A 19111-nucleotide genomic window follows, 5' to 3' on the forward strand; every position below is an offset into this window, starting at 1 on the left:
ATTTTGAACCTGGGGTAGCCGTGGTGTAACTTCGTGGGGCACGACAAACGGGGCTATGGCGCAGTTGGTAGCGCACCACACTGGCAGTGTGGGGGTCAGGGGTTCGAATCCCCTTAGCTCCACATTTGAAAAACCCGCTCTGACTTCGGTCAGGGCGGGTTTTTTGGTTTGTCGGCAACGTTCACGTTTTGGCCAAATGTCGGGGGTTCGCGGTGGGACGCCGAGAAGTTGATTGAGTCGGTGACGCTTCAGATCGCGGCTTTCTCGATTGACATCAATGAGAAGTACTCGGGCAGTGATGAACTCCTCGGCAGAGCAGGAGGCGCCCGACTTGGGCTTCCAGAGCATGCCGTCGTGCTCGATGACACCTCCGGGTAGTGGTCCGATGCCGAGGCCGGTACATCTAGGAAACCTCGGTGGCTTTACGCCAGGCGGTGCGCACTGCGTCGAGGGCTTCCTTCGCCGCGACCGTCAGATGGGTCTGTCCCGCCAGCTGGGCGTGCCAGTCCGCGTCCGATGGCGCGGTGCGAAATAGATATGCCCCCGGGTTCTTGGTGGTGGGGCCGTAGCGCCTGAACAACGCGGCCGCGACGGGGTCGATAGCCCCGATCTCGCTGAGCGCCCATAGGTCCCAGAGGTCGCGGGCGGCGTGTCGATCGGCCCATGTCGCGGTCTTCGATGCGGCGAACGCGGGCAGGGTGGGTACTAAGAGCTCGGCGGGTGGCGCGTCGGCGTAGCGCTGGACCAGGGCGCGGCATTCAGTCGGCCACAGAATGCGATCCCGGGACGAGAGCAGTTGGAGTCGTACCGGCCGGCCGTCCGCGGGGCGCAGCAGCACTGGCAGAGTATCGGCGGTCCAGCTCAGCTCAGGTTCGACGGTGAGCCGGCCGTGACTACGGGCCACCGCGCGGGGGAGCGCGACGTCCAGGTCCAGCGCAACCTGCTTGCGGTCGCCCAGGGCGATGAGGTCGATGTCCTCGCTAAGCCGTCCATCCGGGAGATGTGTGCGGGCCAGCGCCGTCCCGCCAATGAATTGGATCCGGTCACCGAACTGTCGACTCAGGAACGCCAGCAGATGCGAGATCAAGTGATCGCGTTCGACTTGTTCGGCGGCGACACCGAATTGTCTTGCCACCGCGTCGCGTTCGTCGAGGTTCATCATCTTGCTAGTGCCCAGCCTTCGGCCCGGCGCAGGGACGCTAGCCGACGCTGCTCGGCCGCCAATGCCCGAAGTCGGGTCTCATCGCTGCGTGCATACAGCGCGGTAACCGCTGCAGGAACGTCGGTTTCCGCAGCGCCGAGACCTGGGCGATGCGCTAGATCGAGCACGGTCTGCTCGGGCGTGGTCACCAATGTCGGCCCCAGCTCAGTGCGAATGAGCTCGGCGTCCAGCTTGCTGGTCTGGCGTTTGACGAATCGCACGATCGCCGGCCGGTCCGCGAGGGTAATCGGCCGATGTTGTTGTGGCACTGCAATGATCGCGGTCGCCAGTGCCCGCGGAATCGCCCCGTGTAGACGCGCGGCGCTGATACCCATGACAACGACGTCGTCCGCCCCGTAAACCGCTGCGCCGATTCCGGCGGCGGCAGCTTCCAGGCCAGGCATCCAATCGTGTCCCACCATGTCTTGGGGCACCACGGCGTAGTAGCCGTCTGCGAGGCGGTGCAGCAATCCGCGCTCGGCGAGACGCGCGAGCTGGGCTCGGGGGTGTGGATACACGGCCGTGGCGTCGCGCGGCCGGATCGTCCGCAGCGGGATCCGAGCCAGCGCAGGGGGAAGGGGAGTGCTGTGGTCTTGTGCCACGACGCCTCCTTCTAGGTATGCAGATCGTACTCTTTTAGAGTACGAAATGCGTACTTGATGGGCAAGGATGGAGGATTATGCAGTCCGCGCAGGCGAAACCCGTCCGCCCGCACGCCGCGACCGATAGTTCCGTAGCGGCGAGAATGATCCCCTACGGCTTCGGACGATGGAGGCGGTGATGGGAGTCAGGTCAGCTGGAGGGGCAGGGGTTCGAATCCCCTTGGCTCCACGTTGGAAGACCCGCTCTGAATTCGGTCGGGGCGGGCTTTTGGTTTGCTGGCTGCTGCCTCGTTTCCGCGATGAGACTCCGGACCGAAGCCGGACCGGTGGCCGCCATCAGTCCACGGCCCGCACTTCGGCGAGGCTGAGGAACCCAAAGTTGCGCAGCGCCAGGAGTTCGGTGTCGGTTGTCGCCTGTACGTCGTGGATGCGGAGGTAGCCCCCGCGAACCAGCGCGCGAGCGGTGCGGGGGGTGAATTGCTCGAACTCGGCTGGAATCGGGGGCAGCTCCTGACCTTCACCCATGCCGGTGACCGTATCTCAGAACATGACGCCTGCGATTACGGATCGCCCCGACTGGCCCGCCCATCGCTGCTGTCGACGGCTGAGTTCCACACCGATGCAACGACACGGGGCCACGCCCGTCGGGCAGTACCGGTCGGTTTGTCAAAATTAACGAAACAGTCAAAAGAACTTTTGAAAAGCCTCAGGGAAACCCGCTTCGACCGGTACCGTTCCGCTCGTGAAAAGCCAAGCGGTCAGCCGCCGCATCAAGCTGTCGATCGCTATCGCAGCAAGTTTCGCGTCCGTTGCAATGGTGGCGCCAGGAAGCGCTCAGGCCGATGAGGGGAGTTACCTAGCCGCGCTGGGGCCCCAACTCTTGCCCACGACATCCTTACTGACGCTTGGTCGTACCATCTGCGACAAGCTTCGCTACGGCGGTTCAACGCCCGAAAATGTCCTCATGTCATGGGAGTTGATCGGCTGGGCAAACCCTCCGATGGTGGATGCCGCACAGCATGAGTTGTGCCCGGACACGCTCGCGCCCGCGCCCTGACGAAAGGCGGTTCTGGCCGACTTGAAGTGCCTCGCTCGAAGTCGGACAAGACCTTTCGCGCTGCTTCGTGTTCGGCCGCCACCGCCAGCCAAGGACTGCGACGGTTCGGGTGCAGCGATTCGAGTGGAAGCTTCTCCGACACAATGTCCATGGCAGATCGTCAAGAAATTTGACGATCTGCCAGATGGCGGTAACGCCTCGTCAAGGCCGGAACGGGCCGGTTTCGAACGTGCCCTACGGCAATGCCGAGCTCACTCCAAGTCGGACAAGACCTTTCGCGCCGCTTCGAGTTCGGCTTCGAGCGCGGCGACCTTGGCGGCCTGCTGTGAGCGGGCCTCCTCGATCACCTCGTCGATGGGCGTCGAGAGGTCCTCGTGCAGCTCCTTGGCTGCGCGCGAGACGGCAGCAGCCGCGACCGCGACATTGCGCGCCAAGTAGGTGGTGCCCTGCTTGAGTTCGGCGTGCCATTCACCGTCGGCGGTGCCGGTGACGGTGAGCGTCAGCTCGATGGTCTTGGCTTTCTTGGCCGGCGCCTTCTTGGCCGGGGGCTTCCGTGGCTTCTCGTCGGCAGGAGCCTCCGCGACGGGCGTGGTGCTCTCGGGGGGAGTGGTCAGGTCGTCGGGAGTGTCGAAATCGGTGGGTGAGGTTTCTGGGGCCTGAGCGTCTACAGTCATCGTCACGGCGAACTCCTTTTCGGACATCGCCCGCACTGAGCGGGATGGGCGGCGAGGACATTAGAACACATGTTCGACCTCTGTGGTCAAGTCGACGCGCCCGTCACCCTCGCTTCGTCGGGTGGACGTCTCCGCGCAGATGTGCGCCGATGACGGTGGTGTCCAGGCGCCGCAGAAGCTCGAGCGGATCATCGAAAACAGCTTGTGCACCCGCTTTTTCGAGCTCGGAGTCGGCCACTCCGCCGCACCGTACGCCGACGAACGGTACGCCGGTGCGGGTGGCGGCTTCACCGTCCCACACCGCGTCGCCGACAAAGACAGCCTGCTCGGCGGACACGCCGGCGCGCTTCAATGCCACCTCGACGATGCCCGGGTCGGGCTTGGCGGTGTCGACATCTTTCGATGACGTCGCTGCCGCGATGGCGTCGTCACTGTCGAGAATCTTTCGGGTGATCGCGAGTTCGTCTTCCGGTGCGGAGCTGGCAAGCACCACCCGCACCCCGTGCTCGGCGAGATGGTGGAGCAATTCGCGCGCTCCGGGAAGTCGCACGATCAGGTCCGCGCTGTCCTTGTAGAGGCTGCTGTGCCGGTCCTTGAGGCGTTGCTGCACAGCGTCACTCGCGTCCCCGGACAGGTTTGCCACCAGGCTGTCGCCATCCATGCCGATGCTGCGGTGGATCCGCCAGGACTCCACATCGATGTTCTCCTCGCGGAACGCGCGCGCCCAGGCATGCACGTGCAGGTAGTTCGTGTCGACGAGCGTCCCGTCAACGTCGAACAGGACCGCAAAAGGGCTCGACATCGGCATGCGCGCGGTATACCCGCCTGCCCGCAGATCAAACGGCTCAGCGGTAGCGCGCCAGTTGCTCGGTCAGTTCCTGTGCGTATGCCAGTTGTCGGGTGAGTTTGGCGCAGGCTTCCTGCGCGCGGGTATGGCATTCGGCGAGATAGGTTGTCGCCTCGGCGCGCTGCGCGGCGGTCGAGGTAGGGGAGTTGAGGGTATCGAGGGCGTCGAGCAGTTCTCGCATTTCGTCGAGGGCGAAGCCCAACGGTTTCATGCGACGGATCGCCAGCAGTCGGTCGACGTCGTCGGCGGTGTAGAGGCGGAAGCCGCCTGCGGACCGTGCCGAGGGGACAACCAGGCCGACCTCGTCGTAGTGCCGGATTGTCTTGATGGACAACTCGGTTCGTGCGGCGACCTCGCCGATCTGTAGGTGATCCTGGCTGCTCAACGCTTCCCCCTGTGACGGTCAGTGCGCCGCGGTGGCATGGCCGCTGAGTCGGGCGTGCCGTTCTGCGCTGTTCTCGTTCATGCCCACGATGGTGGCGGTCTTGCCCTTGGCGGCGTATTTGGTGGTGATGGCGTCCAGGGTGGACACGGTGGACGCATCCCAGATGTGAGCCTGGCTCATGTCGATGATCACGTTGTCGGGGTCGCCGGCGTAATCGAACTGGTAGACCAGGTCATTGCTGGAGGCGAAGAACAGCTCGCCGCGGACCGCGTACACCCGGGTGTTCTCGTCGGGATGGTCGATGTCCACCACCTCGGTGAAATGGGCGACCCGGCGGGCGAACAGCACCATGGCCGTCAGGGTGCCCACGGCGACGCCGTAGGCCAGGTTGCTGGTCGCCACCGTGACCGCGACGGTGGCCAGCATGACGGCGGTTTCGCTCTTGGGCATGCGCCGCAAGGTTTTCGGGTTGATGCTGTGCCAGTCGAAGGTCCCGACCGACACCATGATCATCACCGCGACCAATGCGGCCATGGGGATTTGGGCCACGATATCGCCGAGGCCGACGACCAGACCGAGCAGGAACGCGCCGGCCAGGAACGTCGAGATCCGAGTCCGCGCTCCGCATGCCTTCACGTTGATCATGGTCTGCCCGATCATGGCGCAGCCGCCCATACCGCCGAAGAATCCGGTGACGATGTTGGCCACGCCTTGGCCGAGAGCCTCACGGGACTTGTCGGAGTGGGTGTCGGTGACGTCGTCTACCAGCTTGGCCGTCATCAGCGATTCCAGCAGGCCCACCACCGCCATGGCGAGTGCGTAGGGCGCGATGACCCCGAGCGTGTGCAGGGTGAAGGGGACGTTGGGAACCAGCAGAGACGGCAGGCTCGAAGGCAACTGCCCCTCGTCACCGACGTTGGGAATCGACCAGCCGAATCCGACGGTGGCGGCGGTGAGCACCACGATGGCTACCAGCGGTGCGGGGATCGCGGTGCTCAGTTTCGGTAGCGCCACGATGACGGCGATGGCGACCGCGACCATCGGGTAGACCAGCCACGGCACCCCGAGCAGATGGGGCAACTGGGCCAGGAAGATCAGGATCGCCAACGCGTTCACGAAGCCGACCATCACGCTGCGCGGCACGAAGCGCATCAGCTTCGCGACCCCCAGACCGCCGAGGACCAGCTGCAGCACTCCGGCGAGGATAACCGTGGCTATCAAGTAGTCCAGGCCGTGACTGCGCACCAGCGGGGCCACCACCAGGGCGACGGCACCCGTCGCCGCGGAGATCATCGCCGGCCGTCCACCGACGATCGCGATGGTTACCGCCATCGTGAACGAGGCGAACAGGCCGATGCGCGGATCTACCCCGGCGATGATCGAGAATGAGATCGCTTCGGGGATCAGGGCCAACGCCACCACGAGGCCGGCGAGCACCTCGGTGCGTAACCGGCGCGGCGAACGGAGCGCAGCGAGCACCGATTGCTGTTCGTGCGGCGTCACCGCATCGGTCGATCGTTTCAACACAACTCCGTTTCGGCGCCCTCGGTCCAACACGGAGGGCAGATGTGAGCACAGTCGAGACACGCGTCGTTGCGTGAAAGCTATTGCCGGAACATGCAATCGATCACGGCCGCAGGGCCTGCAGGCGCGGACGTGCGGCCGCCACGTTCGGCGTCGTAGCGGAACTCTACCCTTGGGGGAGGGTTGTGTTTCAAATCGAGAAACGTGGATGTGCTCGACGCCACAGCGAAGTGGATTGGGGCGGCGGACGGCCGGCGTGGGCTGAATTCGGGTAGCGCACTACTCACGCCAACGCCGCGGTGCCCGGAGTTGACTGGCGATCACCAACAGTCATCGCATTGCGGGGGGCATCATGACGCGTCACGGTCGAGACAGCTTCTACATCGTCGGTGAGGGTTTGGTGACGCCGGAAACGGCTGACGAAACCCGCACCCTGGCGGCGGAGGCGGTGACACGGATATCCGATACAGCTTTGCTCGGCAAGTTCCGCTTCTCGCGCATCGGGCCGAAAGGCACGCCGGCCAGCGTCGGGTTGATCACTGAATTGGCCAAGGCGATGACCGAACCGCCGTCGGATCAGGACGGTGAGATTCCGGCCGGATACACGTATCTGGGTCAGTTCGCCGATCACGACCTGACGAGGGACGACACTGTCGCTCCGCTCGGATCGGACCTCACGGTCGACGAGCTTGTCCAGGGCCGTTCGCCCACACTCGATCTCGATTCGCTCTACGAGCGCGGTCCGGTCAAAGACCCGCAGTTCTACACCGACGGGCTGCACCTGAAGATGGGCAGCACCATCGGGCAGGGCCCGATCCTGCTGGGTTCGACGGCTTCGACCTGCCGCGCGACCCGGCGCGGAAGACGGCGGTGATACCTGACCATCGCAACGATGAGAACCTGGTGGTGGCCCAGATCCACCTTGCCTTCATCAGGTTCCACAACCGGGTGCTCGACACCCTCGGCCCGGTTCCCGCTCCGGCAGTGTTCGAGACGGCGCGCGCGCTCGTCGTCAAGCATTACCAGTGGATGTTGCTACACGATTATCTACCGAAAATCGTCGACCCCGGAATCGTGCACGACGTCTTCACCCACGGTCGCAAGCTCTTCGAGAAATCACCGATTCCGGGCGATAGCCCCACCATGCCGATCGAGTTCTCCGTCGCGGCATTTCGGATGGGCCACAGTATGGTTCGCTCGGCCTACAACTGGAACAAGATATTCGACAACGGGCAAGGAACTCTGTCGGCGCTGTTCGCGTTCTCGGGAACCAGCGGTGGACTATCGGGCAACAGTCCCTTGCCGTCCACGTGGATCGCCGACTTCCGCCGGTTGTACGACTTCGCCGAGGCGGGACGTCCAGACTTGGTGGTACCGAAGGCCAAGTTCAACCGGGCGCTCAGGATCGACACCAGACTGACCGATCCGCTCGCGACCCTCCCACCGGGCTCATTCGGCGACGACCCCAATGTCCCGGTACCGCCGCTTCAAGCCAACCTGGCGTTCCGGAACCTCATGCGGGCCAACATGGTCAAGCTCGCCAGCGGCCAGCAGATGGCAGCACTGGCCAACGTCACCGCGCTCAACGCCGAGCAGATCCTCAAGGGCAACGGGGGTGCTCAGTTGAGCGGTCTTTCTGACGCGTTGGGCAACGAACTCGTCGCCAACACCCCATTGTGGTTCTACATCCTGCGGGAAGCCGAGGTGTTCGGTGGAGGGCGGCTCACCGGCGTAGGTGGCCGCATTGTGGCCGAGGTGTTCCACCGGGCGATGGAAGGAAGCAAGTATTCCATTGTGCGTGAACCACATTGGCGTCCCAACCTGGGGCCCGATCGGCTCACCTTCCGCATGACGGACTTGCTGCTGTTCGCCTTCGACGGGCGAGCCGAGTTGCTCAACCCACTCACCGACGACCCCGCGCAACAGGACACGATGATCGAACTTCGCTTGGGTACCGACAGTGCCTTTGTCAAGATCCTGCAGCATCTGTTGCGCGCGAGGGGTTTCGGTCTGAAAGTCGACGGCGACTTCGGCGCGCTCACCGATGCGGCGGTGCGGGTATTCCAAGGCAGTCAGGGCGTCAAGGTCGACGGCATCGTGGGACCGGTCACCTGGACTCGGCTGTTCATCACGGTCCGCCCGGGTAGCACCGGTGAGGCCGTGAAGGCAGTACAGGTAAGGGTGAACCTGAGTCAAGCCACCCCCATCGATGTCGACGGCGACTTCGGCCCGATCACCGACGCGGCGGTGCGCAAGTTCCAGAAGAGCCGCGCCATCGACGTCGACGGTGTCGTCGGGCCGGCCACGTGGCGACAATGCGTATCCGGTCCAGCGTGACCCGACGTCAGTCCTCTAGCCCATATTCGTCGAACCAGTAGGCGAGCTTGCCGCGCCGGCTCACCGCGCGCAGCCGGGCTTCGGCCGCCGTCCGTGTCTTGCTGGTGGTGACGATGAGCAGTTCGTCGCCGACGGCGATGCGGGTGTCCGGCAGCGGAACGAAGGTGCGGCCGTTGCGGATGATCAGCGTGATGACTGCCGGGTCGGGCAGCCGCAGTTCGAGGATGGTGACGTTGTGCAGCCGGGAATGGGGCTGCACTGTCATGGTCAACAGCTCGGCGTCGAGCACGTCCAGCGGTGCGGCTTCGACTTGGATCTCGCGGGTGATGTCGCGGGTGATCAGCCCGAGCGCGTTGGCCACGAATCGGATGCTGGGCGCCTGTATCAGGGTGAAGATCACCACGAGCACGAACACGATGTTGAGTAGTCGGTAGCTGTCGGGCACGCCCGCGACGATCGGAAACGTGGCGAGCACGATCGGCACCGCACCGCGTAAGCCCGCCCATGACAGGAAGAGCTGTTCGCGCAGCGGGATGCGGAATCCGGCCAGTGACAGGATCACCGACACCGGCCGCGCGATCAGCAACAGCACCAGCCCGATGACGATCGCCGGGATGATGTCGCCGGCCAGATCGTGCGGGTTCACCAGCAACCCGAGGAGGACAAACAGTCCGATCTGGGCCAGCCAGCCGACTCCCTCGGCGAACGATCGGGTGGCTGATTTGTGTGGCAGGCCGGAGTTGGCCAGCACCACTGCGGACAGGTAGGCGGCGATGAAGCCGCTCGCATGGGCGCTGCCCGCGGCGGCGAATGCGATGAAGCCCAACCCGAAGGTGGCGATCGGGTAGAGCCCCGAGGCCGGCAGTGCGATGCGGCGCAAGGCGAACGCTCCGGCGAACCCGACACCCAAGCCGAGCAGAGAGCCGGTGACCAGTTCGTAGAGCAGGTCGGTGATGGCGCCCTCGGGGTGGAATACGAACGGCACCACGCTGAACGTCAGCACCAGGATGACCGCGGGGGCATCGTTGAAGCCGGACTCTGCTTCCAGCAGACCGGCCAGGCGTCGGGGCAACGGCAGGATCCGCAGCACCGAGAACACCGCGGCCGCATCTGTGGAGGACACGATCGCCCCGAGCAGCAGCGCGAGTTGCCAGTCCACTCCCAGAAGCAGATGCGCGCCGACGGCGGTGATGGCGGTGCTGATCACCACGCCGAGGGTGGCCAGCACGCCCGCGGGCGCCAGCACCCCTCGGATATCGGAGAACCGGGTCGTCAAGCCGCCCTCGACGAGCACGATCGCCAACGCCGTGGTGCACACGTTGCGGGCCAGCTCGACGTTGTGGAAGTCCAGCCCGATCCCGTCGACGCCCAGCACCATGCCGACTGCCAGGAAAAACAGCAGGCTGGGGAAGCCGATGCGGGTCGCCACGCGCGTGCCGATGATGCTCGCCAGCAGCACGATGCCGCCGGTCAGCAAGGTCAGGTACAGCTGGTTCAGGCTCATCGAGAATTAGTTAATCAGGCAGAAGGGCCGCGAGTGTGCCGTGCCGATAGGGGAAAATGGCGGAGTGGGCGAACGGAAGATGCGAGTCGTGGTTGCCGGTGCGGGCAATGTGGGTCGCTCCGTGGCCCGTGAATTGCTCGACAACGGCCACAAGGTCCTGCTGATCGAGCAGCTGTACCGGCGCTACGAACCGCACACGGTGCCGGGTGCGGATTGGCTGCTGGCCGACGCGTGTGAGCTCTCGGCGATGGAGGGTGCCGGGATCGAAACCGCCGACGTGCTGATCGCCGCGACCGGTGACGACAAGTCCAATCTCGTGGTCGGGTTGCTGGCCAAGTCCGAGTTCGGGGTGCCGCGGGTGGTGGCCCGGATCAACGACATCCGCAACCAGTGGCTGTTCGGACAGGATTGGGGTATCGATGTCGCGGTGTCGACGCCGGGCTCGTTGGTCGCCGGCATCGAGGGTGCCATCGATGTCGGGCACCTGGTGCGGTTGATGATGTTGCGCGGCGGTCGTGTCGAGTTGACCAAACTCACGCTGCCAGAAGACAACCCGGTGGTCGGTCAGCGGGTGGACCGGCTGGACCTGCCGGTGGATACCGCGCTGGTCACCATCGTCCGCGGAAACAAGGTCAGGTTGCCCAAGCTTGACGATGTGTTCGAAGCCGGCGACGAGTTGCTCTTCACCGCCAACCGCACCTCGGAGAACTCACTGCTCGCTGCGATCCATGGCGGGGAGTTCCTGCGGGAAGTGGTGTCTGACGAGCCGTGACTGGCCTCGAGGTGGCCCTGGGCTAAGCGACTTTAGGCGGTGGTTTGGGTTGGAACGGTTGGTACCACCACCAGTCGGCGCGCTCACCGGTAGGTCCGGGGCACGGCGGGACGACAGGTGGGGGTGTCGTGGACGGGCGGGCCAACGACCCGCCCGGCAACCGTTTGCCGGCGCTGTCGGCGACCACGAGCCGGTCGGCGGGGCCGGTGATCGTGATGCCGCCCCGGTGGTGCAACCGGTGGTGAAACGGGCACACCAGCACCAGGTTGTTCAGTTCGGTCGGCCCACCGTCTTCCCAATGCACGATGTGATGGGCGTGCAATCCACGGGTGGATCCGCAGCCCGGGACCACACAGCACCGGTCGCGGTGTTCGAGTGCCCGGCGGAGGCGGCGGCTGATGGTGCGGGTGGTGCGGCCTGCGCCGATCACCTGGCCGCGGCGTTCGAACCAGGCCTCACAGGTGGCATCGCACAGTAGGTAGCTTCGTTCGTCGTCGGTGAGCAGCGGCCCCAGATGCAGTGCGGCGACGGGTTTGTCGCCGTGCTTGTCCAGGTCGACATGTACGGCCACGGCGGTGTGCTGTCCGTGCGGGCGGCGTGCCGTCTCGACGTCCCACCCTGCATCGATCAGGCTCATGAACGCATCCACCAGCTTGGGGAACGGCGGTGCCTGATCTGACGCCGGTTCACCGTCGGTGTCGTGGTCGCGTTTCCAGTCGGCGATCACCGCATCGTGGTGCGACTGCAGTGCGGTGTCGAATTTCGCCGCGTCCAACCGCGGCAACCGGATTCGCCAGGTGGTGTACTCGTCCTCGACGTTCTTGGTGATCGAACGCTCCGGTTCGGGCCGGGTTTCGGGTTCGGGGCGTGGTTCCAGCTTGACCGCAGTACGCAACTGGCGGACGGTGGCGACGGCGGCCAACTCGGCGTAGTGCTCATCGGAGCCGTCGGCGGCTTTTTCGGCGATCACCCCGACCTGATCCAGCGACAGCCTGCCTTCACGCATCCCTTGCGCACAGCGGGGGAATTCTTCGAGTCGACGTGCGACGGCCACGACGGATTCGGCGTTGCGTGGAGCGATGCCGGTTTTCCAGGCCACCAACGCTTGGATGGAGCGAGCGCCGGTGGCGCCGCACAGTTCGTCGCGATCCATCTCGGCGACGATCTCCACGATGCGTGCGTCGATCGCGTTGCGTTGGCCGGTCAGCTCGGCGACCTCGTCGAACAACATCTCCAGCCGCTGCACTGGGCTCACCCCACCAGTGAAAGAAGCTGCGCCCGAAGACATGACACCATCAAAGCAGAGGGGTACGACAAGTTCGGGTCGTACAACATGGTGGCTTTAGGCTGATGGCCATGGATGCCGAAGACGCCGAGGGTACCGAAGCGCCGGAACGCCGGCTGGTGATCAGAGTCAACTCGAACGCGAAGATGTCGCGCGGTAAGGCCGCCGCACACGCCGTGCATGCCGCGCTCAAGCTCTACGGCATCGAATACGAGCACCCGGTCATCGTGATCGGCGGCAAGCCCGACGAGATCCTCGCGCAGACGGTGCATGTGCGCGATGCCGGGCGCACTGAGCTCGTACCCGGCACACTCACTGCGGGGGCGAGCTGGGAGTACAAGGACCGCACCGAGCCCGACGCACCCGAGTAGAGGCCTAACCTGTTGCGGCTGTGCGTTCCTGGCGCGGCTGGGGCAGCTCCAGGCCCAGATGTTCTCGCAGCGTCGTCCCCTCGTAGTCGGTGCGGAACACACCGTGCTCCTGCAGTAGCGGTACGACGTGATCGACGAACGGGTCGAGCCCGCCCGGCGTGACGTGGGGGACCAGGATGAAGCCGTCGCTGGCATCGGATTGCACGAGATGGTTGATGGATTCGGCAATGGTGGCGGCCGAGCCGACGAAGTTCTGTCGCCCGGTGACCTCGATGATGAGCTCGCGGGTGGTCAGGTTCTCGGCTTCGGCCTTGGCGCGCCACTCGTTGGCGACGGCGATCGGGTCGCGGTGGATACGCACGCTGGCGCGGCCCTTGGCGATGGTGTTCTCGCCGACCAGTGGGTCGACGGTGGGTAACGGGCCGTCGGGGTCGTGATCGGTGAGGTCACGGTTCCACAGCTGTTCGAGGAACTTGATCGCGGTGGCGGGGGAGACCTGGGCCAGACGGACCTCGTGGGCCAACTCAGCAGCTTCGGCGTCGGTGTCGCCGAGCACGAAGGTGGCCGCGGGCAGGATCACCAACTGGTCGTGGCGACGGCCGTATTTGGCCAGGCGACCCTTGACGTCGGCATAGAACTTCTGGCCGTCTTCCAGCGTCCCGTACCGCGAGAAGATGGCGTCGGCGGCCGCGGCGGCGAACTCGCGTCCGCGGTCGGAGTCCCCGGCCTGGAAGATCACCGGGCGTCCCTGTGGGCTTCGCGGGACGTTGAACCGACCGCTGATGTCGAAATGATCATTGTGGTAGGCGAACTCGCCGGCGGTGGAATCGGACAGAAAGATACCGCTGTCCTGGTCGGCGACGATCTCGTCGCCTCGCCAGGAATCGAACAGGGAGTTGGCGGCGGCGAGGAAGCTCTCGGCCCGTTCGTAGCGCTGGTTCTCGGGCAGGAAGCCGCCGCGGCGGAAGTTCTCCCCGGTGAACGCATCCCACGAGGTGACGACGTTCCACGCGGCCCGGCCGTCGGAGAGGTGGTCGAGCGAGGCGAATTGCCTTGCCACCTCGTAGGGTTCGTTGAAGGTCGAGTTGATGGTGCCGGTCAGGCCGAGCCGGTCGGTTACCGCGGCGAGCGCGGCCAGCACCGTGAAGGTGTCGGGGCGTCCCACAACGTCGAGGTCGTAGATCTGGCCGCCCTGTTCACGTAGACGCAGCCCCTCGGCCAGGAACATGAAGTCGAATTTGCCGCGCTCGGCGGCCTGCGCGAACTTCACGAACGAATCGAACTCGATGTGGCTGCCGGATTCGGGGTCGCTCCACACCGTGGTGTTGTTGACCCCGGGGAAGTGCGCGGCCAGATGAATCTGCTTGACGGGCTTGCTCATGCGCGTGTCCTGTCGACGTCAGACGGTGGTGTAGCGGTTGGCGGGGCGGGGCAGGCCCAGCAGGCCGCGAAGGGTGGACGCTTCGTAGGACTGGCGGAACAGGCCGCGGCGCTGCAGCTCGGGTACCAACACATCGGTGATCTGCTGCAGGTCGTGCGGGAGGGCGGCCGGACGCAACCGGAAACCCGTGGCGCCGGCGGTATGCCAGGCTTCCAGCAGGTCAGCGAGCTGCCCGGGTGTACCGACGAAAATCTCAGCGTCACTGCGGTATTCGGCTCCCGCCAGGTCGTCGAGGCGTTCGCGTCGTGCGTGCGCCGCGTCAGGCGTGTCGTCAAGGAATACCACCAGGTCGGCGAACACCCGCACCGCAGCGGCATCGGCAGGTCGCGATGCGGCGATGGCATCGATGAGAGCGGTGACCTCATCGGTGCTGTGCGGGGTGACGAAGCCGACATCGGCGCTGCCGGCGATGAGTCGGTAGGCGGGGTCGACGTGGCCGAGCGCGGCGACGACAGGCTGCCCCTGCGGCGGCCGCGGGGTGATCGAGGGCCCTTTGACGGAGAACGAGGCGCCCTGGAAATCGATGTAGTGCAGCTTGTTCCGATCGATGAACCGTCCGGTGGCCACGTCGCGGATCTCGGCGTCGTCCTCCCAGCTGTCCCACAGTCGGCGCAATACCTCCACGTAATCGCCTGCCTCGTCGAACAACTCTGCACTCAGCGCGGCACGTTCGTCGGGCAGGCGTCGTCGGCCGAAATGGGCTGCGGCATCCCGACGGGAGGCGACCTGGACCCGCACCCCGGCGCGGCCCGTGCTGACGTAGTCGAGGGTGGCGATCGCCTTGGACGCGTGGAACGGCTCGGTATAGGTGGTGATGACGGTAGGTACCAGACCGATGTGGTGGGTACGGGGTGCGACACGGGACGCGATCAGTACGGCGTCGAGACGTCCGCGTATCCGGTCGGTGCGGTCATCGGGGCGGAACGGATGGTCGGACTGGAGGGTGAGTCCGTCTTCAATCGTGACGAAATCGAGCAGGCCGCGTTCGGCCTGGCCGACCAGATCGGTCCAGTACCGCGGGGTGAGTGTTTCGGCAGGGCGGGCCAGCGGCTCGCGCCAGGAAGCCGGGTGCCAGCCGGTGCCATCGAGTGCGACGGCGAGGTGCAGTTGGGTACCCATCGACGGTGCTCACTTTCAGTCGCGGTCTCTGGCGACAACGCGAGCTCACACCCGGGTAATCCCGGGCGGGAGCTGTCGCGAGTGTCCAACCCAGTCTGACCTGCCTGAAGAGATCGACGCAGGGTGATGCGAAAGTGCGTGCGCAGTTGGCTCACGCAGCGGTTCTGGAGGATTCGTCGAGCGGAACCCACGCGGTCGGGCGCGGAATCCACCGCGGAACGTTGCGCCGGAACTCGTCGTACTGAGCGCCGAACCGCCGGCGGAGGTGAGGTTCCTCGAAGACCGGGATCGCGATCACAGTCAGAGCGCAGAACAGTGCGAACCAGCCGAAGAGCCAGGGTGAGGCCATGGCCACCGCGGTACCGAGTTGGATGCAGAACACCGCGGTCATCATCGGGTTGCGGACGTGTCGATACGGACCTTCCACCACCAGGTTGACGGGGGATCCGATAGCCAGGGCGCCCTTGCCGATGCGGTCGAACAGGATCACCGTCCACGCCAGAAACCACAGGCCGAAGGCGATCAATGCTGCGCCCGCGATGGCGAGCAGAAGGCCCGAAGTGGTGGTCAGATCAGGTGCTTTCGCACCGGTGGTCCAGATGATCAAGGCCGGAATGAAGATCGTCATCGTCGCTGGGGCGATCAGCACCGAGATGGTGTGCCGCCACCAGAGTCGCCGTTCTGACATGTCGAGCTCCTTTCTTCAACTGCTGTTGAAGAAAACGCTACGCCTCGGCTTCCGTATAGGTCAACGGTTGTTGAACTAAACTTTGCGCCATGTCGGAGACCGGGCGTAGCGGCCGGTGGCGCACGGGCCAACAGAACAAGCAGCGGATCGTCGACGCGGCTCGCGAGCACTTCATGCGTGACGGGTACGAGAAGGCGACGGTGCGCAGGATCGCCGCAGAGGCCGGCGTGGACGTCGCGATGGTCTACTACCACTTCGGCAACAAAGAGGGCTTGTTCAATGCATCGGTGCTCGACACCCCGCAGCATCCGTTGCATCAGCTGGCGAATCTGCTCGACGAGGGGCCCGATGAGATCGGCTCACGGCTGGTGCGCGATGTCGTTCAGCGGTGGGACGGGGGAGCGTCCTTCGATCTCTTGCTGACGGTGTTCCGGTCAGCGGATATCCACCCCTTGGCGCGCAAGCTTTTACACGACACCCTTGCCGGTCCGGTCGCCCAACGGGTCTCGACGGAATTCGGTGTCGACAACGCCGAGCTGCGCGTCGAGTTGGTGACAGTGCACCTGGTTGGCCTGGCGTTCGCGCGGTATCAGCTCAAGATCGAACCGATGGCCTCGGCGAGCATCGACGACTTGGTCGCGTGGATGGGGCCGACGGTGCAGCGATACCTGACCGATCCAAATCCCTAGGCGCTCAGGCGTGTAGCCGGTTCAGCCAGGGGTGGGCCGGGTAGAGGTGGGTGAGCCAATCTGAGAGGCGCGTCCGTGCGTCGTGTGCGAGTCGCGGTGCTACGCGAGAGAAATCGTCCTCGTCCTTGGTCGCCGTGCGATGCGCCTTGAAGAGCAGTGCCACCTCGGGGATCACGTACGGTATCCCGTCGCGAACCTGGATGAGTTCGTCGTAGGGCAGTGTGATCGATGGGTCGCGCCGGAAGACCCACCGATCGCTGTCGTGGGGTTCGCGGAATACATCGAGGTGATACCGGCCGGTGGCCGGGTCGCGGCACCAAGTCTGGTGCAGGTCGGGATGATCGCCGACGTCGCTGAACGACCACAGCCGGCCGTCGCCGGCCACGTCCCATTCGAATCCGGCCAGTGCGTCGGCGATTTGCCCGAAGTCGTGGCGGGGGACGGCGATCTCGATGTCGGCGTGTGACCGAGGCGGGCCTCCCAGATACAGGTCGATGGCCCACCCTGCGGCCACGCACCAGGGGGCGTCGACGTCGGTGAGTCGCTCGGCCACTTCGGCAGGTGTCCAGGGCGCCCAAAGGCGGTCGGCCTCGTCGGCGCTGATTGCCCGGCCGTGCGGGGGAAGGTCGTCAGACATCGGCGTCCACTATGCTCGCCGGCCGCAGCCGTCCGCGCAGCACGGCCACGAAAGGCCGGGGGTCGGCGCGACCGTCGCGCCGGAATGGCATCGAGTCCCGAGACGCGTCGATCCACTCCGAACGGGACATACCGTCGAGCACGAGCCGGCGTCCGGCCCGGCGGGCGAGTAGATGCAGCAGCAGTGTTCCCGTGCGTCCGTTGCCTTCTCGGAACGGATGGATCTGGTTGTAGTCGGCATAGATTCGCGACAGTCGGTAGGAGAGTGTGCCGTCGTCGATGTCGGCACCGTCGCCGGCGAGCCGGTTGATCTCGGCCTGTAGCACGGCCAGGGCCCGCGGAATATGGGAGCACGGCCCGAACGCGCTGTCGCCCTTGCGGAGTTCGACGATTCGGGGCTCGCCGGCCCAGGCGTACACGTCGCCGAACACCTGTCGGTGCAACGATCGCACATCCAGATCTGAGTCTTGACAACGCAGATGCACCTGCAGGATCCGGCCTGCGGTCGCCACGAATTCCAGCTGCGTAAGGACCGTGGCGTCGTACACGCCGAAATTGTTGCGCAGCACCGATGTTCCTGGAATGAAATATGGACGGCGCCGCGCGAACACCCGCCGGCGTGGCGTCGGCGAGAGGGTGGGGATATGCGGCCCCAGGTACTCGCCGTACGTCGTTGCGCCGGTGAGCAGCGCGGTCAGGGATTCGATCTGTTCGGGTGTGGGCCGCCAGCCTTCCAGGCGCTCGGCGGCGATGGTCTCGGCCAGGGCGTGCTGCGCGGACTCGCCGGGGTCGCTCACCATGCGGAGAATGTCGAGGTCGACGCCAGATAGTCGAGTTTGCGTCGCACGCCGGTGAGTTCGCGGCCAATGCTGCGCAGCGCGGTGCGGTCCTGGGGTGACAGATCCGAGAGTTCGACATGTTCGTCGATGCGGTCGTCGGATTCGGCAGGGTCCCAGCATGCGGCCCGGGCCCGCCAGCGAATGCTGGACCCGATCGCGTGACATTTGGCCAGTGCCCTGGCGTCGTCGGGATCGAGGTAGCGGGTGCCTGCGGCCGCTCCGATGCGATCGGCGGTGAGCAGCGCGTCGGAGCCGCAACTGAGGGCGGCCCAGCGCGCGATCCGGACCACAGGGTCGACGGCGGCATGTTTGATGTCGACCCGGACATCGACGGACGTCAGTGTGCGCAACCGGGACGGGATGTAGGCACGGGCAAATGTGGCGTCCTGCAGCATCGCGGCCAGCGCCGTAGGTTGCGCCCGCACAGCGATACCCGCTTGTTCGCGCAGGTCGATGCTGTCGCCGACAGCTGGGCCGACGGGGACGGCGTCGGCCAGCAGGCCGATCATCACGACACCCCGGTCGGCTGACGGGTCCGCGGCCCACCCGCCGATCCCTGCTCCCCAGTCCTGGGCGGTGCGGTTGAACCGCACCCGCGAGGCGACCGCGCCGTTGTCGTCGGCACGGAACCCGCAACAACCCAGCAGTTCATGCACGTGTGCTGCCTGGGCCAGGGCCGAATCCGGCGTGACGTCGGAGCTGCGGACCACGAGGGTTTCGAGGTCGGATCCGGGAAGTGCGTCTCCGCGGCCGACGCTGCCCGACGCATACCAGTCGAGCCCGGGGGCGACCAGTCGCGCCGCGGTGGACAGCGCCGCGCGGGTGACGGACGACCACGCCGCGGCGACCGACGCCGCACCGACCCGCGCGTCGATCACCTTGAGCACCGCGTCGCGGGCCTGGGCGCCGGCTGTCACCAGGTCGTGCTCGTTGTCCGCCGACGCGATGCGCCAGCAGGCATCGTCCAGCGCTGCGACAGCCATGTCGGTGATTGTGACAGGACACCGGCCCGGTGAGGTTTCGGCAACGCAATGCTTACCGCTCGCTACATGAACGAAACACGCGGGTGACAGCTCGGTCATGCCGAGAGGCTTATCTATCGAGTGACAGTTAAGAAGCTGGCGGCACCGCCCCAGAGCC

Annotated in this window: 21 protein-coding genes and 1 tRNA gene; 7 read left to right on the forward strand and 15 right to left on the reverse strand. The window is 65.5% G+C overall.

All coding sequences use genetic code 11. The annotated features are described in order from the left end of the window. Window positions 1-49: 49 nt before the first annotated feature. A tRNA-Ala gene (locus AC4ELH_RS06155) sits at window positions 50-122 on the forward strand. Window positions 123-403: 281 nt separating this feature from the next. On the opposite strand, the gene AC4ELH_RS06160 is transcribed toward AC4ELH_RS06155, so the two are convergent. The 3 genes from AC4ELH_RS06160 to AC4ELH_RS06170 form a co-directional block, all read right to left on the reverse strand. Further along, the gene (locus tag AC4ELH_RS06160; RefSeq protein ID WP_448442993.1) at window positions 404-1159 is read right to left on the reverse strand and encodes a nucleotidyl transferase AbiEii/AbiGii toxin family protein; all 756 of its coding nucleotides are present in this window, start codon (window positions 1157-1159) and stop codon (window positions 404-406) included. Next, window positions 1159-1803, reverse strand: a complete 645-nt coding sequence (locus AC4ELH_RS06165) for a type IV toxin-antitoxin system AbiEi family antitoxin domain-containing protein (RefSeq protein WP_498883480.1) — start codon at window positions 1801-1803, stop codon at window positions 1159-1161. Before AC4ELH_RS06165 ends, AC4ELH_RS06160 begins: the two co-directional genes overlap by 1 nt. A 336-nt stretch (window positions 1804-2139) precedes the next feature. Then, window positions 2140-2328: a hypothetical protein gene (locus AC4ELH_RS06170; protein ID WP_448442830.1), complete on the reverse strand. Its 189-nt coding sequence runs from the start codon at window positions 2326-2328 to the stop codon at window positions 2140-2142. A gap of 217 nt (window positions 2329-2545) precedes the next feature. On the opposite strand from AC4ELH_RS06170, the gene AC4ELH_RS06175 reads away from it, so the two are divergent. Further along, window positions 2546-2860, forward strand: a complete 315-nt coding sequence (locus tag AC4ELH_RS06175; RefSeq protein ID WP_448442832.1) for a hypothetical protein — start codon at window positions 2546-2548, stop codon at window positions 2858-2860. 251 nt (window positions 2861-3111) lie between these two features. Here AC4ELH_RS06175 and AC4ELH_RS06180 read toward each other — a convergent pair whose 3' ends face one another. The 4 genes from AC4ELH_RS06180 to AC4ELH_RS06195 all read right to left on the reverse strand — a co-directional run bounded on the left by AC4ELH_RS06180 (window position 3112) and on the right by AC4ELH_RS06195 (window position 6293). Then, window positions 3112-3534: a DUF6319 family protein gene (locus tag AC4ELH_RS06180; protein WP_110917080.1), complete on the reverse strand. Its 423-nt coding sequence runs from the start codon at window positions 3532-3534 to the stop codon at window positions 3112-3114. Between the two features lie 103 nt (window positions 3535-3637). Beyond that, complete coding sequence (locus AC4ELH_RS06185; RefSeq protein WP_498883575.1) at window positions 3638-4336, reverse strand: HAD family hydrolase; 699 nt, start codon at window positions 4334-4336, stop codon at window positions 3638-3640. 43 nt (window positions 4337-4379) lie between these two features. After that, window positions 4380-4766, reverse strand: coding sequence for a MerR family transcriptional regulator (locus tag AC4ELH_RS06190; protein ID WP_448442836.1), 387 nt, complete (start codon window positions 4764-4766; stop codon window positions 4380-4382). Between the two features lie 18 nt (window positions 4767-4784). After that, window positions 4785-6293: a SulP family inorganic anion transporter gene (locus AC4ELH_RS06195; protein ID WP_448442838.1), complete on the reverse strand. Its 1509-nt coding sequence runs from the start codon at window positions 6291-6293 to the stop codon at window positions 4785-4787. A 349-nt stretch (window positions 6294-6642) separates the two neighbouring features. Between AC4ELH_RS06195 and AC4ELH_RS06200 the strand changes: the two genes are divergently transcribed. Both AC4ELH_RS06200 and AC4ELH_RS06205 read left to right on the forward strand, forming a co-directional pair. Further along, window positions 6643-7164, forward strand: a complete 522-nt coding sequence (locus AC4ELH_RS06200) for a hypothetical protein (protein WP_498883481.1) — start codon at window positions 6643-6645, stop codon at window positions 7162-7164. Beyond that, the gene (locus AC4ELH_RS06205) at window positions 7161-8627 is read left to right on the forward strand and encodes a peptidoglycan-binding protein (protein WP_498883482.1); all 1467 of its coding nucleotides are present in this window, start codon (window positions 7161-7163) and stop codon (window positions 8625-8627) included. Before AC4ELH_RS06200 ends, AC4ELH_RS06205 begins: the two co-directional genes overlap by 4 nt. Window positions 8628-8634: 7 nt before the next feature. On the opposite strand, the gene AC4ELH_RS06210 is transcribed toward AC4ELH_RS06205, so the two are convergent. Beyond that, a complete protein-coding gene (locus AC4ELH_RS06210) occupies window positions 8635-10131 on the reverse strand; it encodes a potassium/proton antiporter (RefSeq protein WP_064961162.1) in 1497 nt (498 codons plus the stop codon). A gap of 79 nt (window positions 10132-10210) precedes the next feature. Between AC4ELH_RS06210 and AC4ELH_RS06215 the strand changes: the two genes are divergently transcribed. Next, window positions 10211-10903 (forward strand): potassium channel family protein, encoded by a 693-nt coding sequence (locus AC4ELH_RS06215; protein WP_448442997.1) that lies wholly within the window; start codon window positions 10211-10213, stop codon window positions 10901-10903. 22 nt (window positions 10904-10925) lie between these two features. Here the strand turns inward: AC4ELH_RS06215 and AC4ELH_RS06220 are convergent, their stop codons facing one another. Beyond that, the gene (locus tag AC4ELH_RS06220) at window positions 10926-12191 is read right to left on the reverse strand and encodes an HNH endonuclease signature motif containing protein (RefSeq protein ID WP_448442842.1); all 1266 of its coding nucleotides are present in this window, start codon (window positions 12189-12191) and stop codon (window positions 10926-10928) included. 68 nt (window positions 12192-12259) lie between these two features. On the opposite strand from AC4ELH_RS06220, the gene AC4ELH_RS06225 reads away from it, so the two are divergent. Then, window positions 12260-12559, forward strand: coding sequence for a hypothetical protein (locus AC4ELH_RS06225; RefSeq protein WP_498883483.1), 300 nt, complete (start codon window positions 12260-12262; stop codon window positions 12557-12559). Window positions 12560-12563: 4 nt separating this feature from the next. Here AC4ELH_RS06225 and AC4ELH_RS06230 read toward each other — a convergent pair whose 3' ends face one another. From AC4ELH_RS06230 to AC4ELH_RS06240, 3 genes are all read right to left on the reverse strand, one after another. After that, window positions 12564-13940 carry an NtaA/DmoA family FMN-dependent monooxygenase gene (locus AC4ELH_RS06230; RefSeq protein WP_498883484.1) on the reverse strand — a complete coding sequence of 459 codons (1377 nt, stop codon included), beginning with the start codon at window positions 13938-13940 and terminating at the stop codon, window positions 12564-12566. 18 nt (window positions 13941-13958) lie between these two features. Next, on the reverse strand, window positions 13959-15119 hold the full coding sequence (locus AC4ELH_RS06235) for an LLM class flavin-dependent oxidoreductase (RefSeq protein WP_498883485.1): 1161 nt from the start codon (window positions 15117-15119) through the stop codon (window positions 13959-13961). A 151-nt stretch (window positions 15120-15270) separates the two neighbouring features. After that, window positions 15271-15807 carry a methyltransferase family protein gene (locus AC4ELH_RS06240; protein WP_498883486.1) on the reverse strand — a complete coding sequence of 179 codons (537 nt, stop codon included), beginning with the start codon at window positions 15805-15807 and terminating at the stop codon, window positions 15271-15273. A gap of 89 nt (window positions 15808-15896) precedes the next feature. Here AC4ELH_RS06240 and AC4ELH_RS06245 point away from each other — a divergent pair, with 89 nt between their 5' ends. Further along, entirely contained in the window at window positions 15897-16496 is a 600-nt protein-coding gene (locus AC4ELH_RS06245) for a TetR/AcrR family transcriptional regulator (RefSeq protein ID WP_064879090.1), read from the forward strand. A gap of 4 nt (window positions 16497-16500) precedes the next feature. On the opposite strand, the gene AC4ELH_RS06250 is transcribed toward AC4ELH_RS06245, so the two are convergent. The 3 genes from AC4ELH_RS06250 to AC4ELH_RS06260 are packed head-to-tail and all read right to left on the reverse strand — an operon-like array spanning window position 16501 to window position 18954. Continuing rightward, entirely contained in the window at window positions 16501-17133 is a 633-nt protein-coding gene (locus AC4ELH_RS06250) for a nucleotidyltransferase domain-containing protein (protein ID WP_448442854.1), read from the reverse strand. Continuing rightward, a complete protein-coding gene (locus tag AC4ELH_RS06255) occupies window positions 17126-17932 on the reverse strand; it encodes a Fic/DOC family protein (RefSeq protein WP_498883487.1) in 807 nt (268 codons plus the stop codon). The genes AC4ELH_RS06250 and AC4ELH_RS06255 overlap by 8 nt, the downstream gene beginning before the upstream one ends. Continuing rightward, window positions 17926-18954, reverse strand: coding sequence for a putative nucleotidyltransferase substrate binding domain-containing protein (locus AC4ELH_RS06260; protein ID WP_498883488.1), 1029 nt, complete (start codon window positions 18952-18954; stop codon window positions 17926-17928). Before AC4ELH_RS06260 ends, AC4ELH_RS06255 begins: the two co-directional genes overlap by 7 nt. Window positions 18955-19111 lie beyond the last annotated feature (157 nt).

This window comes from Mycobacterium shunyiense, assembly GCF_058270075.1.